Annotated in this window: 17 protein-coding genes; 12 read left to right on the top strand and 5 right to left on the bottom strand. The window is 68.5% G+C overall.

Annotation, left to right across the window (positions count from 1 at the left end; translation table 11 throughout):
* Positions 1-13: 13 nt before the first annotated feature.
* Complete coding sequence (gene prpR, locus HW466_RS05490; RefSeq protein ID WP_174905525.1) at positions 14-1,996, bottom strand: propionate catabolism operon regulatory protein PrpR; 1,983 nt, start codon at positions 1,994-1,996, stop codon at positions 14-16.
* 170 nt (positions 1,997-2,166) lie between these two features.
* On the opposite strand from prpR, the gene prpB reads away from it, so the two are divergent.
* The 7 genes from prpB to HW466_RS05455 all read left to right on the top strand — a co-directional run bounded on the left by prpB (position 2,167) and on the right by HW466_RS05455 (position 10,315).
* Entirely contained in the window at positions 2,167-3,060 is an 894-nt protein-coding gene (gene prpB / locus HW466_RS05485; RefSeq protein ID WP_044845010.1) for a methylisocitrate lyase, read from the top strand.
* A 116-nt stretch (positions 3,061-3,176) separates the two neighbouring features.
* A complete protein-coding gene (prpC, locus tag HW466_RS05480; protein WP_059543436.1) occupies positions 3,177-4,346 on the top strand; it encodes a bifunctional 2-methylcitrate synthase/citrate synthase in 1,170 nt (389 codons plus the stop codon).
* A gap of 81 nt (positions 4,347-4,427) precedes the next feature.
* On the top strand, positions 4,428-7,022 hold the full coding sequence (acnD, locus tag HW466_RS05475; protein WP_151005623.1) for a Fe/S-dependent 2-methylisocitrate dehydratase AcnD: 2,595 nt from the start codon (positions 4,428-4,430) through the stop codon (positions 7,020-7,022).
* 26 nt (positions 7,023-7,048) lie between these two features.
* Positions 7,049-8,239 (top strand): 2-methylaconitate cis-trans isomerase PrpF, encoded by a 1,191-nt coding sequence (gene prpF / locus HW466_RS05470; protein WP_059501459.1) that lies wholly within the window; start codon positions 7,049-7,051, stop codon positions 8,237-8,239.
* Positions 8,240-8,610: 371 nt separating this feature from the next.
* Positions 8,611-9,663, top strand: a complete 1,053-nt coding sequence (locus HW466_RS05465) for a CaiB/BaiF CoA transferase family protein (protein WP_174905524.1) — start codon at positions 8,611-8,613, stop codon at positions 9,661-9,663.
* 117 nt (positions 9,664-9,780) lie between these two features.
* A complete protein-coding gene (locus HW466_RS05460; RefSeq protein ID WP_048023838.1) occupies positions 9,781-10,029 on the top strand; it encodes a type II toxin-antitoxin system Phd/YefM family antitoxin in 249 nt (82 codons plus the stop codon).
* Positions 10,019-10,315, top strand: a complete 297-nt coding sequence (locus HW466_RS05455) for a type II toxin-antitoxin system RelE family toxin (RefSeq protein WP_059501462.1) — start codon at positions 10,019-10,021, stop codon at positions 10,313-10,315. The genes HW466_RS05460 and HW466_RS05455 overlap by 11 nt, the downstream gene beginning before the upstream one ends.
* A 49-nt stretch (positions 10,316-10,364) precedes the next feature.
* Here HW466_RS05455 and HW466_RS05450 read toward each other — a convergent pair whose 3' ends face one another.
* The gene (locus tag HW466_RS05450) at positions 10,365-10,808 is read right to left on the bottom strand and encodes a PaaI family thioesterase (protein WP_044845017.1); all 444 of its coding nucleotides are present in this window, start codon (positions 10,806-10,808) and stop codon (positions 10,365-10,367) included.
* Between the two features lie 271 nt (positions 10,809-11,079).
* Here HW466_RS05450 and HW466_RS05445 point away from each other — a divergent pair, with 271 nt between their 5' ends.
* Positions 11,080-12,711: a methyl-accepting chemotaxis protein gene (locus HW466_RS05445; RefSeq protein ID WP_060347139.1), complete on the top strand. Its 1,632-nt coding sequence runs from the start codon at positions 11,080-11,082 to the stop codon at positions 12,709-12,711.
* Here HW466_RS05445 and HW466_RS05440 read toward each other — a convergent pair.
* A complete protein-coding gene (locus HW466_RS05440) occupies positions 12,684-13,793 on the bottom strand; it encodes an AGE family epimerase/isomerase (RefSeq protein ID WP_060298237.1) in 1,110 nt (369 codons plus the stop codon). The genes HW466_RS05445 and HW466_RS05440 overlap by 28 nt on opposite strands.
* 106 nt (positions 13,794-13,899) lie before the next feature.
* On the opposite strand from HW466_RS05440, the gene HW466_RS05435 reads away from it, so the two are divergent.
* Positions 13,900-14,598 (top strand): MgtC/SapB family protein, encoded by a 699-nt coding sequence (locus HW466_RS05435; protein WP_060135844.1) that lies wholly within the window; start codon positions 13,900-13,902, stop codon positions 14,596-14,598.
* Positions 14,599-14,690: 92 nt separating this feature from the next.
* On the opposite strand, the gene HW466_RS32195 is transcribed toward HW466_RS05435, so the two are convergent.
* Positions 14,691-15,281 carry a hypothetical protein gene (locus tag HW466_RS32195; RefSeq protein ID WP_338144949.1) on the bottom strand — a complete coding sequence of 197 codons (591 nt, stop codon included), beginning with the start codon at positions 15,279-15,281 and terminating at the stop codon, positions 14,691-14,693.
* Between the two features lie 408 nt (positions 15,282-15,689).
* Between HW466_RS32195 and HW466_RS32190 the strand changes: the two genes are divergently transcribed.
* The 3 genes from HW466_RS32190 to HW466_RS05420 all read left to right on the top strand — a co-directional run bounded on the left by HW466_RS32190 (position 15,690) and on the right by HW466_RS05420 (position 17,085).
* Positions 15,690-16,115, top strand: a complete 426-nt coding sequence (locus HW466_RS32190; RefSeq protein WP_330732062.1) for a hypothetical protein — start codon at positions 15,690-15,692, stop codon at positions 16,113-16,115.
* Between the two features lie 175 nt (positions 16,116-16,290).
* Positions 16,291-16,446 (top strand): hypothetical protein, encoded by a 156-nt coding sequence (locus HW466_RS05425; protein ID WP_167357970.1) that lies wholly within the window; start codon positions 16,291-16,293, stop codon positions 16,444-16,446.
* A 159-nt stretch (positions 16,447-16,605) separates the two neighbouring features.
* Positions 16,606-17,085, top strand: a complete 480-nt coding sequence (locus HW466_RS05420; RefSeq protein ID WP_059448949.1) for a GNAT family N-acetyltransferase — start codon at positions 16,606-16,608, stop codon at positions 17,083-17,085.
* Between the two features lie 153 nt (positions 17,086-17,238).
* Here the strand turns inward: HW466_RS05420 and HW466_RS05415 are convergent, their stop codons facing one another.
* On the bottom strand, positions 17,239-20,088 hold the full coding sequence (locus HW466_RS05415; protein WP_174905523.1) for a heavy metal translocating P-type ATPase: 2,850 nt from the start codon (positions 20,086-20,088) through the stop codon (positions 17,239-17,241).
* Positions 20,089-20,444 lie beyond the last annotated feature (356 nt).

Raw genomic sequence — 20,444 nt, 5'->3', positions numbered from 1 at the left:
ATCCCGCCCGCACCTATTTCGCAGACAGCTTCCGCCATAGCGTCGTCTTGCTGATGCCGAGCATCGCGCACGCGCGATCGCGATCGCCGCCGCATGCATCGAGCACCGCGCGGATCTCGTCGGCTTCGGCGCGACGGCGGCGCGCGTGGAGTGTCTGCGCGTCGTCGGCGTCGGGCGCGTCGGGCGGCACGGCGAACAGTTCGGGCGCGATCGCCTGCAGCGCATCGGGCGTGAGCGCCGCGCACGCGGCACCCGGATCGCGCTCGTCGACTTCCTCGGCCAGTTCCACCGCGATCCGCTCGACCACGTTCTGCAGTTCCCGCACGTTGCCGGGCCATCGATAGCGCGCGAGCGTCGCGCGCGTCGCGTCGAGCGCGCGCATTGCATCGTCGATCTCGCGCACGCGTTCGGCCAGCCGCGGTTCGCGCCGCGCAGCCTGAACGAGCAGCGTGGCGGCGAGCGCGGGAATGTCGGCGGCGCGCTCGCGCAGCGGCGGCAGGCCAATGTTCAGGATGTTGAGCCGGTAATACAGGTCCGCACGGAACGTGCCGTCCTCGACGGCCGCGAGCAGCGGGCGGTGCGTCGCGGCGATCACGCGCACGTCGATGCGGATCGGCTCGGTCGAGCCGAGACGGATCACCTCGCGCTCCTGCAGCACGCGCAGCAGCCGGCTTTGCAGCGACGGCGGCATCTCACCGATCTCGTCCAGAAACAGCGTGCCGCGGTGCGCGGCCTCGAACAGCCCGGTCTTGCCGCCGCGCCGCGCGCCGGTGAACGCGCCTTCCTCGTAACCGAACAGCTCGCTCTCGAGCAGCGCCTCCGGAAACGCGCCGCAGTTGATCGCGACGAACGGATAGTTGCGCCGCGAGGACAGCGCGTGCAGGCTCTGCGCGATCATCTCTTTGCCGGTGCCGCTTTCGCCCAGTACGAGCACGGTCGCGTCGGATTTCGCGTAGCGGCGCACGAGATCGCGCACGCGCGCCATCGGCGCGGACGCGCCGACCACATCGTCGAGCGTGTAGCGCGCCGCGAACTGCTGCGTGTTCGCCTGCGAACGCAATGCGCGATCGAGCCGCTCGACGGCACGCGACTCCTGGAACGTCAGCACGCTGCCGGACGTCACGCCGCGATCGACCAGCGGCCCGCGATGCACGACGTAGCGCACGCCGCGCACGGTCGCGAGCGCGTCGCCGTCTTCGCCGCGCAGCGTGCGCAATTCCGGCCGCAAATCGACGAGCGCGCGGCCGACGGCCGCCGCCGGTTCGACGCCGAGCGCCGACGCGAGCCGCTCGTTGATGGCTTCGACGCGACCGCGCGCATCGAGCGCCACCACGCCGTCGCGCAGATGCTGCAACAGGTTGTCGAGCCGCTGGCGGCGAAACGCCTCGGCGTGCGTCGCGTACGCGACCTCGAGCGCCGTCTCGACCGCCTTGCGCACCGACGCGTGCGAATAAAGGAACACCGCGCCCATGCCCGCACTCGCCGCGAGATCGGTGACGAGGCCGGGGCCGACGATCGTCTCGATGCCGCGATCGTGCAGGTCGTGCACGCACGCTTCGGCTTCCTGCGCGGACTGATATGACGCAAACTGCACGTCGAGGCCGTAAGCGGCGACGAAGCGGCGCACTTCGGGCGGCGTCTCGCCGGCGCTGACGAGCGCGATGCGCGATGCGTCGCGCCGTGCCCGGGCTAGCGCCTGCATCACGTCGAAACCGGTCGGCGATACGACGACGACCGGCACTTGCGCCCGCGTTTTCAGGAAGCCGCCGTTCGAGCCGGCCGCGACGATCACGTCGGGCCGCGAGGTGCCGGCTTCCGCGATCGCGCTCAGCGCGTCTTCGTATGCACGCGTGACGATGCGCACGTCGGCGCGTTCGTCGAATTCGCCGGCGATCTCGCGAAACAGGTCGCGCAGGCGGCTGATGCCCATCGCCCAGATGCGCGGGCGAACGGCTCGGTCGGCCGGGCCGACGGGCTTGGTCGAAGAGAGGTCCATGACGATCGATTATGCGCGTGCGATTTCATTTTTGAAACATGAAATTGCCGAAATGAAATCGTCGGATGATGGGTTGCTCGCGCCGGTTGCTTAAGAATCAGTGGGTTAGCGGCAATTCGCGAGCTGGCCCGGTCCTTGCTGTTGATGGGCATTCCTTCAGGAGGCCGTTCATGAGCAACACGCATCTTCAGAGCGCCGGCGCGAAATTCCGCGCGGCAGTCGCGGCCGAGCAGCCGCTGCAGGTGGTCGGCGCGATCACCGCGTACGCGGCCAAGATGGCGCAGGCCGTCGGCTTCAAGGCCGTCTACCTGTCGGGCGGCGGCGTCGCCGCGAATTCGCTCGGGATCCCCGATCTCGGCATCAGCACGATGGAAGACGTGCTGATCGACGCGAACCGGATCACCAACGCGACCGACCTGCCGCTGCTCGTCGACATCGATACCGGCTGGGGCGGCGCATTCAACATCGCGCGCACCGTTCGCTCGTTCATCAAGGCCGGTGTCGCGGCCGTCCACCTGGAGGACCAGGTCGGCCAGAAGCGCTGCGGGCACCGTCCGGGCAAGGAAGTCGTGCCGACCGACGAAATGGTCGATCGCGTGAAGGCCGCGGTCGATGCGCGCACCGACGACCAGTTCGTGATCATGGCCCGCACCGACGCGGCCGCCGCCGAAGGAATCGATGCGGCGATCGAGCGCGCGATCGCGTACGTGGAAGCCGGCGCGGACATGATCTTCCCCGAAGCGATGAAGACGCTCGACGACTATCGCCGCTTCAAGGCCGCCGTGAAGGTGCCGATCCTCGCGAACCTGACCGAGTTCGGCTCGACGCCGCTGTTCACGCTCGACGAGCTGCGCGAGGCGAACGTCGACATCGCGCTGTACTGCTGCGGCGCGTATCGCGCGATGAACAAGGCCGCGCTGAATTTCTACGAGACGCTCCGCCGCGACGGCACGCAGAAGGCCGCGGTGCCGACCATGCAGACGCGCGCCGAGCTGTACGACTTCCTCGGCTATCACGCATACGAGCAGAAGCTCGACGAACTGTTCGCGCAGGGCAAGAAGTAACGCGCCCCGCGCGCCGGGGCACGGCTCCCGGAATGCTTTGCATGAAACCGGGCCGCGCGCATCCGCGGCGCGCCCGGCCGACATGACACCCCCGATACCCATTGGAGAACGGAAACATGAGCGAGACGAAAGACGCAGCACCGGCCGCCGCAGGCGCATTCAAGCCGAAGAAGTCGGTGGCGCTGTCGGGCGTGACGGCCGGCAACACGGCGCTGTGCACGGTCGGCAAGACCGGCAACGACCTGCACTATCGCGGGTACGACATCCTCGACGTCGCGGAATCGTGCGAATTCGAGGAAATCGCGCACCTGCTCGTGCACGGCACGCTGCCGAACCTGACCGAACTGGCTGCGTACAAGACCAAGCTGCGCGCGCTGCGCGGCCTGCCGAACGCACTGAAGGCCGCGCTCGAGCAGATCCCGGCATCGGCTCACCCGATGGACGTGATGCGTACCGGCGTGTCGGTGCTCGGCACCGTGCTGCCGGAGAAGGACGATCACAACCTGCCGGGCGCGCGCGACATCGCCGACCGCCTGATGGCGTCGCTCGGCTCGATGCTGCTGTACTGGTATCACTTCTCGCACAACGGCAAGCGCATCGAGACGGAAACCGACGACGACTCGATCGGCGGCCACTTCCTGCATCTGCTGCACGGCAAGACGCCGTCGAAGTCGTGGGTCGACGCGATGCATACGTCGCTGATCCTGTACGCGGAGCACGAGTTCAACGCATCGACGTTCACCGGTCGCGTGATCGCGGGCACGGGCTCGGACATCTATTCGGCGATCACCGGCGCGATCGGCGCGCTGCGCGGGCCGAAGCACGGCGGCGCGAACGAAGTCGCGTATGAAATCCAGAGCCGCTACAGCTCGCCGGACGACGCCGAGGCCGACATCCGCCGCCGCGTCGAGAACAAGGAAGTCGTGATCGGCTTCGGCCATCCGGTCTACACGATTTCCGATCCGCGCAACAAGGTGATCAAGGGCGTCGCGCACAAGCTGTCGAAGGAAGCGGGCGACCTGAAGCTGTACAGCATCGCCGAGCGCCTCGAATCGGTGATGTGGGACGCGAAGAAGATGTTCCCGAACCTCGACTGGTTCAGCGCCGTGTCGTATCACATGATGGGCGTGCCGACCGCGATGTTCACGCCGCTGTTCGTGATCTCGCGCACGTCCGGCTGGAGCGCGCACATCATCGAGCAGCGCATCGACAACAAGATCATCCGCCCGAGCGCGAACTACACCGGTCCGGAAGACCTGCAGTTCGTGCCGATCGAGAAGCGCTGATCGCCCGCTGCGCGCGCCGGCACCCGTGATGCGGGTTGCCGGCGCGCGCGGAACGTCTTACCCCGATTCCCGCCCCACATCATGAATACCGCCTACCGCAAACCCCTGCCCGGCACGTCGCTGGACTTCTTCGACGCGCGTGCCGCGGTCGACGCGATCGCCCCCGGCGCGTACGACACGCTGCCGTACACGTCGCGCGTGCTCGCCGAAAACCTCGTGCGCCGCTGCGATCCGGCGATCCTCGGCGATTCGCTGACGCAGATCATCGAGCGCAAGCGCGAACGCGACTTCCCGTGGTTCCCGGCGCGCGTGGTGTGCCACGACATTCTCGGCCAGACGGCGCTCGTCGATCTCGCGGGCCTGCGCGACGCGATCGCCGAGCGCGGCGGCGACCCGGCGAAGGTGAACCCCGTCGTACCCGTGCAACTGATCGTCGATCACTCGCTCGCCGTCGAGTGCGGCGGTTTCGATCCGGACGCGTTCGCGAAGAACCGCGCGATCGAGGATCGCCGCAACGAGGATCGCTTTCACTTCATCGAATGGACCAAGCAGTCGTTCGAGAACGTCGACGTGATCCCGCCGGGCAACGGCATCATGCACCAGATCAATCTGGAGAAGATGTCGCCGGTGATCCAGGTGCAGGATGGCGTCGCGTATCCGGACACTTGCGTCGGCACCGACAGCCACACGCCGCACGTCGACGCGCTCGGCGTGATCGCGATCGGCGTGGGCGGGCTGGAAGCGGAGAACGTGATGCTCGGCCGCGCATCGTGGATGCGCCTGCCCGACATCGTCGGCGTCGAGCTGACGGGCAAGCGCCAGCCCGGCATCACCGCGACCGACATCGTGCTCGCGCTCACCGAATTCCTGCGCAAGGAAAAGGTGGTCGGCGCGTATCTGGAATTCCGTGGCGAAGGCGCGGCGAGCCTCACGCTCGGTGACCGCGCGACGATTTCGAACATGGCGCCCGAATATGGCGCGACGGCCGCGATGTTCTTCATCGACGGCCAGACGACCGACTACCTGCGCCTCACCGGCCGCAGCGACGAGCAGGTGAAGCTCGTCGAGACCTACGCGAAGGCGGCCGGCCTGTGGGCCGATACGCTGGATCGTGCGCAGTACGAGCGCACGCTGACGTTCGACCTGTCGAGCGTCGTGCGCAACATGGCCGGTCCGTCGAACCCGCACAAGCGGCTGCCGACGTCCGACCTCGCCGCGCGCGGCATCGCCGGCCAGTGGGAAGAGAAGGCGGGCGAGATGCCCGACGGCGCGGTCATCATCGCCGCGATCACGAGCTGCACGAACACCAGCAACCCGCGCAACGTGATCGCAGCTGCGTTGCTCGCGCGCAATGCGAACGCGAAGGGCCTCACGCGCAAGCCGTGGGTGAAGAGTTCGCTCGCGCCGGGCTCGAAGGCGGTCGAGCTGTATCTGGAAGAAGCGAACCTGTTGCCGGAGCTGGAAAAGCTCGGCTTCGGCATCGTCGCGTTCGCGTGCACGACCTGCAACGGGATGTCGGGCGCGCTCGATCCGAAGATCCAGCAGGAGATCGTCGATCGCGACCTGTACGCGACCGCCGTGCTGTCCGGCAACCGCAATTTCGACGGCCGGATCCATCCGTATGCGAAGCAGGCGTTCCTCGCGTCGCCGCCGCTCGTCGTCGCGTATGCGATCGCCGGCACGATCCGCTTCGACATCGAGAAGGACGCGCTCGGCCACGATCAGGACGGCAAGCCCGTCACGCTGAAGGACATCTGGCCGACCGACGAGGAAATCGACGCGATCGTCGCATCGAGCGTGAAGCCCGAGCAGTTCCGCAAGGTGTACGAACCGATGTTCGCGCGCACGGCCGATGCGGGCGAGCGGGCGGCACCGTTGTACGACTGGCGTCCGCAAAGCACGTACATTCGCCGTCCGCCGTACTGGGAAGGTGCGCTGGCCGGCGAACGTACGCTCAAGGGCATGCGTCCGCTCGCGGTGCTCGGGGACAACATCACGACCGACCACCTGTCGCCGTCGAACGCGATCCTCCCGAACAGCGCGGCCGGCGAGTACCTCGCGAAGATGGGCCTGCCGGAAGAAGACTTCAACTCGTACGCGACGCACCGGGGAGACCACCTGACCGCGCAGCGCGCGACGTTCGCGAACCCGACGCTCGTCAACGAGATGGCGGTCGTCGACGGTGCGGTGAAGAAGGGCTCGCTCGCGCGCGTCGAGCCGGAAGGCAAGGTCATGCGGATGTGGGAAGCGATTGAGACGTACATGAATCGCAAGCAACCGCTGATCGTTGTCGCCGGCGCCGACTACGGCCAGGGATCGTCGCGCGACTGGGCGGCGAAGGGCGTGCGGCTCGCGGGCGTCGAGGCGATCGTCGCGGAAGGCTTCGAGCGGATCCACCGCACGAACCTGATCGGGATGGGCGTGCTGCCGCTCGAGTTCAAGCCGGGCACGAACCGCACGACGCTCGGCATCGACGGCACCGAGACGTTCGACGTGATCGGCGAGCGTACGCCGCGCGCCGATCTCACGCTCGTGATTCATCGCAGGAACGGCGAGCGGGTCGAGGTGCCGGTGACGTGCCGGCTCGACACGGCCGAGGAAGTGTCGATCTACGACGCGGGCGGCGTGCTGCAGCGCTTCGCGCAGGACTTCCTCGAATCGTCGCAGGCCGCTTGACCGGGTCACACAGGGACAACGCAAACATGGCTCACATTCCTCAAATCAGGATTCCGGCGACGTATATCCGCGGCGGCACCAGCAAGGGCGTGTTCTTCCGGCTGCAGGACCTGCCGGAGGCCGCGCAGGCGCCGGGCGCCGCGCGCGACGCGCTGCTGCTGCGCGTGATCGGCAGCCCCGATCCGTACGGCAAGCAGATCGACGGCATGGGCGGCGCGACGTCGTCGACGAGCAAGACGGTGATCGTGTCGAAGAGCACGCGGCCCGGCCACGACGTCGACTACCTGTTCGGGCAGGTCGCGATCGACAAGGCATTCGTCGACTGGACCGGCAACTGCGGCAACCTGTCGGCGGCGGTCGGCCCATTCGCGATCAGCGGCGGTCTCGTCGATGCGTCGCGTGTGCCGCGCGACGGCATCGCCACCGTGCGTATCTGGCAGGCGAACATCGGCAAGACGATCGTGGCGCACGTGCCGATCACGAACGGCGCGGTGCAGGAGACGGGCGATTTCGAGCTGGACGGCGTCACGTTTCCGGCTGCCGAAGTGCAGCTCGAGTTCATGGACCCGGCCGCCGAGGAAGAAGGCTCGGGCGGCGCGATGTTCCCGACCGGCAACCTCGTCGACGATCTTGCCGTGCCGGGCATCGGCACGCTGAAGGCGACGATGATCAACGCGGGGATTCCGACCATCTTCGTCGAGGCGGAAGCGATCGGCTATACCGGCACGGAGCTGCAGGACGCGATCAACGGCGATGCGAAGGCACTCGAGAAGTTCGAGACGATCCGCGCACATGGCGCGCTGCGCATGGGCCTGATCGATACGCTCGACGAGATCGCGACGCGGCAGCACACGCCGAAGATCGCATTCGTCGCGAAGCCGGCCGACTATGTCGCGTCGAGCGGCAAGCGCGTGAGTGCGGGCGACGTCGACCTGCTGGTGCGGGCGATGTCGATGGGCAAGCTGCATCACGCGATGATGGGCACGGCGGCGGTCGCGATCGGCACGGCCGCGGCGATCCCCGGCACGCTCGTCAACCTCGCGGCGGGCGGCGGCGAACGCAACGCGGTGCGCTTCGGTCATCCGTCGGGCACGCTGCGCGTCGGCGCGGAAGCGCGGCTCGAGAATGGCGAATGGACCGTCACGAAGGCGATCATGAGCCGCAGCGCGCGTGTGCTGATGGAAGGCTGGGTGCGGGTGCCGGGGGATGCGTTCTGAGCGTGCGTCGGTTCGCGCGTGTAATCCTGCAGTGCTGGACTTGACCGATCCCTGCGAAGCGGACCCGCTGCGCAGGGATTTTTCGTTTGGCGCACGCGTGACGAAGGCAATTCGCCATGCAATGCGTCGCAGGCGGGGCCGTACTGGTGTGCGGAAGCGCATTCCGGTCATGATGAACGGGATTCGCGCTGGCTCGAGTCGTCGCGAATCGATCGCGAAGTATGGGACCTGCGTAAGTGCTGAGGCGCCAACGCGGGTCGGTCGCGAAGCATGGGACCCGCGTAAGCGCTGAAGCGCTAACGCGGGTCGACCGCGAAGCATGGGACCCGCGTAAGCGCTGAAGCGCTAACGCGGGTCGACAGGAGAATCGTATGTCGCTTGGTGTTCCGCTTTCCGGCCTCCACATCGTCGAATTCGAGGGCCTCGGCCCCGGCCCGCTCGCAGGCTGGATGCTCGCCGGGATGGGCGCGCGGGTCACGCTGATCGCGCGTCCGGCGGGCCGCACCAGCGCGCCGGACGCGCTGCAAGGCCGCGACGGCGATCTACTGCGCGAAGGCAAGACGATCGTCGAACTCGATCTGAAGACGCCGGCCGGCCGCGACGCGGCGCTCGCGCTGATCGCGCAGGCCGATGCGCTGATCGAGGGGCTGCGACCGGGCGTGATGGAGCGCCTCGGTCTCGGTCCGGACGATTGCGCGCACCACAATTCGAAGCTCGTCTACGGACGGATGACGGGCTGGGGCCAGGACGGCCCGCTGGCGTCGGCGGCCGGGCACGACCTGAACTACGTCGCGCTGACGGGGCTGCTGTCGCTGTCCGCGCCGCGCGACGGACGGCCCGGCATGCCGCCGACCGTCGTCGGCGATGCCGGGGGCGCACTCGGGCTCGCGTTCGGCATCGTCTGCGCATTGTTCGACGTGCGCCGCGGCGGCCCGGGGCGCGTGGTCGACGGCGCGATCGTCGACATCGCATCGATGCTCGGCTCGCTCGCGCTTTGGGCGCGCGCGAACGGCCAGCTCGACGGCGCGCAGCCGAGCCTCTTCCACGAAGCGCCGTTCTACGACGTGTATCGCTGCGCGGACGGCGAATGCGTGACGATCGGTGCGCTGGAGCCGCCGTTCTACGCGCTGCTGGTCGAGCGGCTCGGGTTGACCGACGTCGATCCGGCATCGCAGTACGACCGCGCGCGCTGGCCGGCGCTGAAGGCACGCTTTGCCGAGGTGTTCGCGCAGCAGCCGTCCGCGCACTGGCGCGCGCTGCTCGAAGGCACCGACGCGTGCTTTGCGCCGGTGCTGAGCGTTGCCGACGCAGTCGAGCATCCGCACAACGTTGCACGCGGGATCTATCGAACCGACGAGAACGGGAACGTGCGGGCGCGGGTGGCGCCGCGTTTTATGCCGCTGGCGGATGAGGGAGCCGAGTAGCGCCTTGAACTTCACGGTTCGGGAGCAAACCCGGCATTGCTCATAGGGCACTCAAAATGGAGCTAAATTTGGTGCTAAATAAGATACAATAAAAATTCGATCGAACCAGGAGCGAACATGCCCCACACCATTCTGGCCAGCGTGACGGCGAGCGTTTCGGAGCTGAAGCGGAACCCGATGGGAACCGTTGCGGCGGGCGAGGGTTTTCCGGTCGCGATCCTGAACCACAACGAACCCGCGTTCTATTGCATCCCGGCGAAGACATGGGAGGCGATGGTCGAACGTCTCGAAGATATTGAAGACAACGCGCTTGCCGATTCACGCGCGAAGGAGAAAGTCGTCAAGGTCAAACTGAATGACCTTTGAGCTCGCCTTTCTCGAACCTGCGTTGAAGGAATGGAAGAAGCTTGATCGCACCGTTCGAGATCAGTTCAAGGCGAGACTCGCCGAGCGTCTCGAAAATCCGCGCATTCCTTCGGCGAAACTGCATGGTCATCCGGACCGATACAAGATCAAGCTGCGCAGTGTCGGCTATCGCCTCGTGTACGAAGTGCGCGAGTCGGAGGTTGTCGTGCTGGTGGTCGCTGTGGGGCGTCGCGAGCGCGATGCCGTCTATCTCGCCGCGATGAGACGCTCGCGCGACACGCGCTGAGGCTCCTGCGCTTTGCGGCTTGTCCCGTCGAACCGGCCGGCGGCGCCCGTTACGCCGTCTCCTCCCGCGCATCCGGCATCTTGCCGTCGCCGACGCGATTGATCGTGCCTTGCGCGATCGCGACGAGCCGCTCGTGATCGCCGTCGATGACGAACACATGACACTGGCAGGTCGCCTGGTGCCGGCCCGCGTAAACGACCTTCGCGCGCGCAACGAGCGTGCCGTTCACGGCCGGCCTCAGGTAGTTGATCTTGTATTCGGCGGTGATCACGCGCGGGCCGAGTACGAGCGCGCCGGCGAAGGTCAGCGCGTTGTCCGCGAGGTAGCCGATCACGCCGCCATGCACGAAACCGTGCTGCTGCCGCAACTCCTCCCGCACGGGCAGGCACAGCGACACTTCGTTGTCGCCGATATGCATCAGCTCCGTGCCCAGCAGCATGCTGAACGGTTGCGCGCGCAATGCGCCGCGCGCGTGGTCCGTGATGTCCGTCATCGACTTCCCTCGCAATGCGTGTCCGCTTGCGCTGAACTCTAGGAAGGGGGCTGCGGATAAGCAAGGAAATTCGTCCGCATTTCGTGCAAAGGCCGGTGCGATGCGACGCGATTATTGCGTCGAACGTGTGCGTTGTCCTCGTTTGCCGGCGATTGCGCGGGAATGACGGGTGCTCGCCCGCGTGCCTCTGTCCACGTTCCTAAAGTCCGACGAAGAAATGCCGCTAATGCCGGGGCATTGCTCCATCGTCGCCTCTCCAGGAATCTTCCCCATGTTCGGAAAAATCAAGCTCGCGTCGGGTCTGCTCGGCGTGTTGACCGTGTTTTGCGTCTTTCTGTTCGCGATCGAGGCGCTCGGCTTCTGGGCGCTCGCATCGACACGCAGCGGCGTCGACGATCTGTCGAACGTCGCGATCGCGCAGGTCGACGCGGCCAGCCAGGCGACCGAGCACCTGCTCGACGCACGCGTGAACCTGTCGCGCGCCGGCACGCGAATGGTGCGCGGCGGCCCGAAGCCCGACGAGATCATCCGCCATGCCAGCGCTTCGCTTGCCGAAGCGGACAAGGCGTTTGCCGCGCTGACGGCCGCGCAGGCCGTCGACGCGACGAACCGCGCGCACGTGGCGGCGCTCGTCGAGCGCTATCGCGCGCTGCGCGGCGCACTGGGCGAACTCGTGCAGTTCCTCGACGCCGGCAATATCCAGGCGTTCCTCGACCAGCCGACGCAGGGCTTCCAGGACGCGTACCTCGCCGAACTGCACCGCTTCGCCGACTACGGCGCCGCGTCGAGCCGCGATGCGCTCGCCACGATCGACAGCGGGATGCAATGGTTCAAGTGGGTCGGCATCGTGCTGCTGGCGGCGATGCTCGCGGCCAGCGCGGCGATCTACGCCGGCGCGCGGCGCGCGGTGGTCGCGCCGCTGGACGAAGCCGGCCGCCATTTCGAGCGCATCGCGCAGGGCCGACTCGACGAAACCGTGCGGGCGGGCGGCGTGTTCGAGATCGACCGGATGTTGCGCGGCCTGGCCGCGATGCAGGCGAGCATCGCGGATACCGTGCGCACCGTGCGTCACGCGTCCGACGCGATCCACCTCGGCGCGGGCGAGATCGCCGGCGGCAACGCGGACCTGTCCGCGCGTACGGGCACGCAGGCCGCGTCGCTCGAGGAAACCGCCGCGAGCATGGAGCAATTGACCGCCACGGTCCGTCAGAACACCGACAGCGCGCGCGCGGCCAGCGCATTGGCCGACGCGGCGCTCGACGCCACGCGCCAGGGCGGTGGCGTGGTCGACAGCGTGATCGACCGGATGCGCGGCATCGCGCAAAGCTCAGGACGCATCGCGGAGATCATCTCGGTGATCGACGGCATCGCCTTCCAGACCAACATTCTCGCGCTGAACGCGGCGGTCGAGGCCGCGCGGGCGGGCGAGCAGGGTCGCGGCTTCGCGGTGGTCGCGGGCGAAGTGCGCTCGCTCGCGCAGCGCAGCGCGCAATCGGCGAAGGAGATCAAGACGCTGATCGAGGAGTCGGTCGCGCAGATCGACGGCGGCTCGGAACTCGTCGAACGGGCCGGCGACGCGATGCGGACGGTATCGGCGTCGATCACGCGGGTCGTGCAGACGATGTCGGAAATTACGGCCGCGTCGGTCGAGCAGAGCGTCGGCATCGAGCAGGTCAACCAGGCCGTCACGCAGATGGACCAGCTGACGCAGCAGAACGCGGCGCTGGTCGAGCAGGTCGCGGCGGCGGCCGCGTCGCTGAATGACCAGACCGCGCACCTGATGCAGGCGGTGGCGGTGTTCGAGCTGGGCGACGCGCGCGCGGCTCGCGATGTTCGCGGCGAGCGCGCGTCGTCGTCGTCGTTTGCTGACGCGGGTTACGAGACGGCGGGCAGCGCCGCGTAAGCGGTCGCGAGGTGGTAGGGCGTCGTCGACGGCATGTCAGCGCGCGACACCTGTCCGTCGGCCGCCTTGCACTCGAACCAGCCGCGCGGATGCAGGAAGCGCGCGGCGAAGCGCTCGATCTGCAGCGCGAGCGGCGCGGAGGCCGGCGTGCCGCCGTGCGTGGCGAGCGCGCGCAGGTATTCGGTCTGCGCCCAGATTCGCTGCGTGCCGTCGATGCATGCGCCTTGTGCATCGACCGCCGCGCACACGGCGCCCGTGAGCGGATCGATCCCGTGCTGCTCGGCGAACGCGAACGCGCGCGCGAGGGCGTCGGGGAGCCCGGTTTGCGCGAGGCGCGCGCCGGCCGCATCGACCAGATAGAACCATTCGAACTGATGGCCGGGCTCGAAACGGTTGTCGGCCGCCCCGAGCGGCAGCTCGGCGACGCAGCCGGTCGCCGTATCGACGAACGTGCGCTCGACGGCCTGCGCGGTGCGTACGAGCGCATCGTCGAACGCGGCGTCGCCGAACGCATCGGCGGCCGCGAGCCATGCTTCGGTCAGATGCATCAGCGGGTTCTGCAGCGCGCCGCTGCCCGATGACGAGAAGTCGGCGTGACGCGCGGCGTCGAGCAGCGCATCGCCCGGCTGCGGCGCGAAGCGGTCGTGGATCAGCGCGGCGGTGTCCTCGGCGACCGTGCGCGCCGCGGCATCGCCCGACGCCGCATGCCATGCCGCGCACGCGAACACGACGAACGCGTGCGTATAGAGATCCTTGGTCGTGTCGAGCGGTGCGCCTTGCGCGTCGACGCTGTAGAACCAGCCGCCGTGGCGCGGGTCGCGGAAGCGGCTGCACAGCGAGTCGAACAGCGTGGCCGCGTGCGCGGTGTTGCCGGCCTGCGCGAACACGAACAGTTGTCGCGCGCATGCCATTGCGCGATAACGGGTGACGGGCAGCGGTGCATGGGTGGCCGGATCGACGGCCTCGAACGGCAGCCGCAGTGTCTGGTCGAACCCTGAACCCTGCCAGATCGGCAGGATGACGTGCGCAAAATGGTCGCGCAATCGGGCGGCCTGGGCGGAAGCGGAATCGGGAACGGACATGGCGGGGTTGAGCGCTTGGATCGAATTGAGTCGGCGCGGAGCGACGCGGCCGGGGCCAAGGATAAACCATTCCGCGCGGCCGTCCCCAAAACAGGAGGGAAATCGAATGCTTGGCAACCTGGAACTCGTGATGCGGCTGGTTCTCGCGGCGGCGCTCGGCAGTGTCATCGGCTTCGAGCGGGAGCGCCTTTCGTGGGCAGCCGGCCTGCGCACGCACATGCTCGTTTGTGTCGGCTCCACGCTCATCATGATCGTGTCGGCGTTCGGTTTCGCCGACGTGCTGGGCAGCAGCGACCACATCGTGCTCGATCCGTCGCGGATCGCCGCACAGGTGGTGTCGGGCATCGGTTTCCTCGGCGCCGGCTCGATCCTGCTGCGCGGCGAGATCGTGCGCGGGCTGACGACGGCCGCGAGCCTGTGGTCGGTCGCCGCGATCGGCCTCGCGGTGGGCGGCGGCCTGTACGTCGCGTCCGTCTCCGCGACGATCATCATCCTGATCATCCTGGCCGGCATCAAGCCGCTCGAGCGGCGCTACTTCACGGTGCGGCAGCGGCGTCAGCTCGCGCTGACGGTGGTGAGCGGCGCGCTGACGTTCGATTCGCTCCACGCGGCCCTCGGCCCGGACAGCGCGCGCGTGAAGCAATTCATCGTGCAGCGCGCCGACGACGCGGGCGAGCACGATGAGGTGCGCATCGCGCTCGCGCGCGTGTCGGATCTCGAATACCGCGCGATCTGCGACAAGCTGCGCGCGCTGCCGTGCGTGACGCGATTCGACGAGGGCGGCGGGTTGTCGGGCGAAGAATAGACGGCATCCGATCGGCCGGATCGGCGATCGGTCATGCGACAATGGCCGGTCACTGATTCCGTTCGACATCCGGTTCCGCGTTCGCGGGCCCGTCATCCGACTCCATGACCGAATCCGTTTCCCTGTCTCGCTCCCGTTCCCGCGCCGACCGCTCGTCGGCCCGTTCGCGTCCGCGTCCGCGTGCCGTCGCGGCCGCGGCAGACAATGCCGCGAGGGCAACCGCGCGGCCCGGCAATGCGACGGGCGGCGATGCGCCACGCGACGAACGCACGCTCGACCTGTTCGGCGATCCGGTGCTCGAGCCGGCCGTGCGTGGGCCGGTGGTTTCGCGCGATGACGAGGCGATGGATGCCGGCACGGCGGCCACCGTCGCGGACAGCGAGGACGACGCCGGGCGGCAAGCGATGCTGGACGGGTTCGGCACGCCGGGTGCCGTTGGCGATGCGGTCGAGCCGGCGCTTGATTTCGCTAAAACGGCGGTGTCTGCGTCGACGCCCGGAAATGGCGATCTGGCCGATAGCGATGCCGATGTCGTGCGTGCGTCCGCTGTCGACGCAACGACGCGCGGCGAGGCACTGCCGTCCGACGGTGTTGCCATGACTACGGCCGGTGCACTGGCTGCCGATGGCGGCCGGGCGAGCGCGGGTAGCGTGGCAAAAACCGGCGACGCGGCCGGCGCGCACGCCGATCGTTCGACGGCGAATGCCGGGGCGGCGGAAGGTGCGCTCGATGCGGTTATCGGCGGCGGACTCGCGAAACCGGCCGGTCAGCCCGAAGGCGCCGCCGCGCCGGTCACGTACGACGAAGCAGTGCGGACATCCGGCGAGACCACCACGAAGGGTCGTCGCACATCCTCAGGTTCCGGCGGCAAGCGCCGTGTGGCCGCAGGCGCGCGCTCAGCACCAGCGGCGCGCAGCGCGCCGGAAGCGGCAGCCGTCGACGCGGTGCCGGAATCGCTCCCGGCGCAGCCTCCCGCGCCATCCATTGAACAGTCTGCGCCCGCCGTTGCAGCGATTGCCCGTGACGACGCGCGACCAGCCGCAGCGCCGGCCTCGCCGCTCGTGCAGCCTGTTGCCTCGGCGGCGTCGTTCGTGACGAAGCCGTCGGCGGATCGCGCGCAACCGGCCGCGTCGAGCGCGTCGGCCTTCGATCCCGACACGCAACTGCGCCCGCTGTCGGATCGGCTCGCCGCGCTGCAGGCCGAAACGGCCGGCATGAAGCAGGCGGCCGATCGCGAGATGCGGCGCGTCAACCGGCTGCTGCTGGCGCTGGCCATCGTCGTATTCGCGGGGCTCGTCGCGCTGGTGCTGCAAACGCGGCAGATCGCGCACCTGAAACAGGAAGTCGACGCCCGGCAGCAGCGGATCGACCGGCTGGCTGCCGACCTGTCGACGCAACAGGCAACGTTGATGACGCTCGCGGAGCACCACGAGGCGATGCTGTCGCAAGTCGACCGGCTGCAGCGCAATGCAAACCGCGAGGCAGCGGCCGCGAAGCGCACGCGTCGCACGCGTTAAATCATCCGACCCTACCTGCAAACCTTGGTGTGACAACGGGCGCCGCGCCTGATCGTCGGTCAGCGGCGGCGCGGTTGCGGCAAACGGATGCGGTGAGCTGGCAGAGTTCAGGGAAAACCCTTAGAATGACATCCATCTAAGGGAAAACCCTAGCGCTATCTGTCAGGAGTCTCACATGAGCTTCATTCTTGCCCTGCTGCAAAAGATCGACGACCTGTTCGTCTCCCCGCACCTGCCGCTCGACGCGGACTACTCGTACGCTGCGCGTCACGCCGAAGCCGAACGCGTGCGTCGTGCGAACCTCGTGCCGATCGTCCTGTACCGTCGCTGATTCGCTGATTCGCTGATTCGCTGATTCGCTGATTCGCTGATTCGCTGATTCGGCGCGGCGCTCGGCGCCCCTGCCTGCCCGCTTTCCGCCGCCGCATCGCGCGCCGGTGCGACCGTCCCGCTACACTGGAAGTCCGACTTCCCTCGCGACATCCGGGCCATGCTGCAGATGCGGCCGATGACGGCCGGTGAATTCCACGCATACCGCACGCGCGCCATCGACGGCTACGCGCGCGATCTCGTGTCATCCGGGCAGAACGCCGCCGATGACGCAGCAAGCCGCGCCCGGGCCTGTTTCGATACGTTGCTGCCCGACGGCCTGCTCACCGCCGGCCAGACACTCGTCCAGCTGATCGACGCCGCCAGCGGCGACACGGTCGGCGACCTCTGGTACGCGATCGTGCCCGAAGGGCCGAACCGTACGTTGTTCATCTACGACCTCGACATCATCCCGACCCGGCGTCGCGAGGGCTGGGCCACCCGCGCGCTCGATGCACTGGAAGCCGAGGCGCGCCGTCATGGCGTCACCGAGATCGGGCTGTCGGTCTTCAATCACAACACGGCGGCCCGCGCGCTGTACCGGGCGTGCGGCTTCGTGCCGATCACCACGACGCTGATCAAACCGGTCGTCCCGGGCTGACGCACGCATGTGCGTGCGCGGGTGACGCGCGTCGCCGTTTCCCCTGCCTCCTTCCGATGATCCGTGCGGACGCAGCGCATTCGACTTGCGCCCGGTCGGCAAGCCATTCCCGATACTGCAAGCGCCTGACGTCCGTCGGACGACGCGGCCGGATCACCGTGCGCGGCCTTTCCATCTCCGCAACAGCAACGCGTTCGTGACGACGCTGACGCTGGAGAACGCCATCGCCGCCCCCGCGATCACCGGATTCAGCCAGCCGAGCGCCGCGAGCGGCACGCCGATCAAGTTGTAGACGAACGCCCAGAACAGGTTCTGCTGGATCTTCCGATACGTGCGCTTCGAGATGTCGATCGCGTCGGCGACGAGCGCCGGATCGCCGCGCATCAGCGTGATGCCGGCCGTATGCATCGCGACGTCGGTGCCGGTCGCCATCGCGATGCCGACGTCGGCCGCGGCGAGCGCGGGCGCGTCGTTGATCCCGTCGCCGACCATGGCGACGATTCCGCCGTGCGTGCGTTTCAGTTCGGCCACCACGCGCGCCTTGTCATCGGGCAGCACCTGCGCGTGCACTTCGCCGATCCCGAGCGTCGCCGCGACGGCCGCCGCGCTGCCGCGGTTGTCGCCCGTGACGAGCACGCTCGCGACGCCTCGCGCCGACAATGCCGCGACCGCGTCGCGCGCGCCGGGCTTCACGGTGTCGCCGAACGCGATCAGCGCGAGCGGCGCGCGCGGTGCGTCGGCGCGCATCAACCATGAAATCGTGTTGCCCGCCCGTTCGAGTTCCGCGGCGCGCGCGTCGAGTTCGGGCGGCACGACGATGCCGAGTTCGTCGCGCCACCGGGTGCTGCCGAGCGCCAGAAGCTGGCCGCCCACGCGCGCCTCGACACCGCGTCCGGCCACCGCGCGTGCATCGGTCGCGACGGCCTCGGTCGAAGCCGTGACGCCACCGCGCGCCACGACGTCCGCATCGTGCGCGGCGACCACGGCGCGCGCGAGCGGGTGATCGCTTTGGCGCTGGACCGCAGCCGCGAGAGCGAGCGCTTGCTCACGCGGGATGCCGACGGCGTCGAATGCCGTCACGGACGGTTTGCCTTCGGTCAGCGTGCCGGTCTTGTCGAATGCGATCACCGTGGCGCGCTGTGCGAGTTCGAGCGCCTGGGCGTCCTTGATCAGCACGCCATGGCGGGCCGCGACACCGGTGCCCGCCATGATCGCGGCGGGCGTCGCGAGGCCGAGCGCGCACGGGCACGCGATGACGAGCACCGCGACCGCGTTGAGAATCGCCGTTTCGGTGCCGGCGCCGGCGATCAGCCAGCCGACCAGCGTCAGCACGGCGATGCCGAGGATCGCCGGCACGAACACTTCGCTGACGCGATCGACAAGCCGCTGGATCGGCGCCTTTTCCGCCTGCGCGGATTCGACGAGGCGGATGATGCGCGCGAGCGTCGTCTCCGCACCGATCGCGGTGGTTTCCACGACGAGCGCGCCCTCGCCGTTGATCGAGCCGGCCGTGACCGGGTCGCCGTCGTCCTTCGGCACCGGCAGGCTTTCGCCGGTGATCAGCGATTCGTCGACGTGCGAGCGGCCGGACACGATCCGGCCGTCGACCGGCACCCGCTCGCCGGGACGGATGCTGACGGTCGTGCCGACACGCACCTGCGCCAGCGGCACGTCGCGTTCGATGCCGTGCTCGACGACGCGCGCGCGATCGGGGCGCAGCGCATTGAGCGCGCGGATCGCCTCGGTCGTCTGGCGTTTCGCGCGCGCTTCGAGCCATTTGCCGAAGCGCACCAGCGTGATGATGACGGCCGATGCTTCGAAATACAGATGGCCGGCGTGCGCGGGGTCGCGCAGCATCATCCACAGGCTCAGGCCGAACGCGGCCGACGTGCCGAGCGCGACGAGCAGGTCCATGTTGCCGGTGCGTGCCTTCACCGCGTGCCAGGCGGCGCGGTAGAAGCGCGCGCCGAAGCCGAACTGCACGATCGACGCGAGCACGAGCTGCAGCCAGCCGGGCAGCATCGCGTCGATGCCGAACGGTCCGACGAGCATCGGCAAGACGAGCGGCGCGCTCAGCACGGCCGAGCCGATCACGAGATTGCGTTCGCGGATCGCTTCGCGGCGCTTGCGCGCGTCGGGGGCTTGCGCGGGTTCGCCGGCGTGGGCCGCGGCGTCGGTCGACGCGCCCGTGTCCGGCGCAGCGGCGAGCGACGCCCGATAACCGGCCGTCGTGACCGCCGCGATCAGCGTGGCGGCATCGAGCGCGCCGGTGCCGTGTACCGATGCGCGTTCGGTCGCGAGATTGACCGACGCATGCGTGACGCCGGACACGGCTGCCAGCGCCTTTTCGACGCGTCCGACGCACGATGCGCAGGTCATGCCGCCGATGTCGAATTCGAAATCGTGGGAAGCGGCCGGCGGCGGCGCGGCGACGGGTGTCGCATCGTAGCCGGCTTGCCGCACGGCGTCGGCCAGCTGCGACGCGGAAACGTCCGGTGCCGCGTCGATGGTCGCGCGCTCGGTGGCGAGGTTGACGGACGCGTGCGTGACGCCGGGCACCTTCGTCAGCGCCTTTTCGACGCGCGACACGCAGGACGCGCAGGTCATGCCGTCGATGTCGAGTTCGATGCTGGCGGCGGGCGCGGGCGGCGCCGTCGCAGCTCGCGCGGGGCTCGCATTCGCATGCTCGGCATGCTCGGCGTGCTCGGCGTGCTCGGCGTGCTCGGCCGCAACGGCGTGCTCGGCCGCAACGGCTTCGACCGCCGCTTCGCGCACGGCCGCGCGATAGCCGGCGGCGTCGACCGCGGCGACGAGCTGCGCCGGCTCGACCGTGTCCTGCGCGGTGACCGTCGCCGCATGCGCGTCGAGGTCGACCGCGGCCTCGACGACACCCGGCACGGCGGCGAGCGCACGCTGCACGCGGCCCGTGCAGCCGCCGCAATGCATGCCCTCGATGGCGAGTTCGATCGTTTGCATGTCGGTGCACGCGTGTGGTTCGGTCATGTCGGATTCCCCAGGAGCGCGGTTCATGCCGCGAATGAAGCCAGTATCAACATTCCCATGGTGGGAAGGTCAAGGGGCGATGCAATACCGGATCGTGCCGACGGCCGCCCCATTTTCGCCCGCCGTGCCGCGTCGTGCAGGCGGCGAGCGGCTCGGGCCAGGGGCCGGATCGATGGAAGTCCTGGCCGGCCGCGGCCCGGCTACCGCCGCGTCCGATATTCGGCATATTGGGGGATGCCCTTAGGCGCTATGATACCGGCCTGACATCAGCGCCCGCCCCGCGAAGCGGCAATCGGGCACGCTGGGGTGCCTTGCTTTCGCCGATCGTGAGTCGAACAAGGCGTTGACTGACAAGA

Source organism: Burkholderia territorii (assembly GCF_902833055.1).
In the GTDB taxonomy this organism is placed as follows: domain Bacteria; phylum Pseudomonadota; class Gammaproteobacteria; order Burkholderiales; family Burkholderiaceae; genus Burkholderia; species Burkholderia territorii.
The sequence above is the reverse complement of the archived record's forward strand: the minus strand, read 5'-3'. Positions and strand labels throughout refer to the sequence as shown.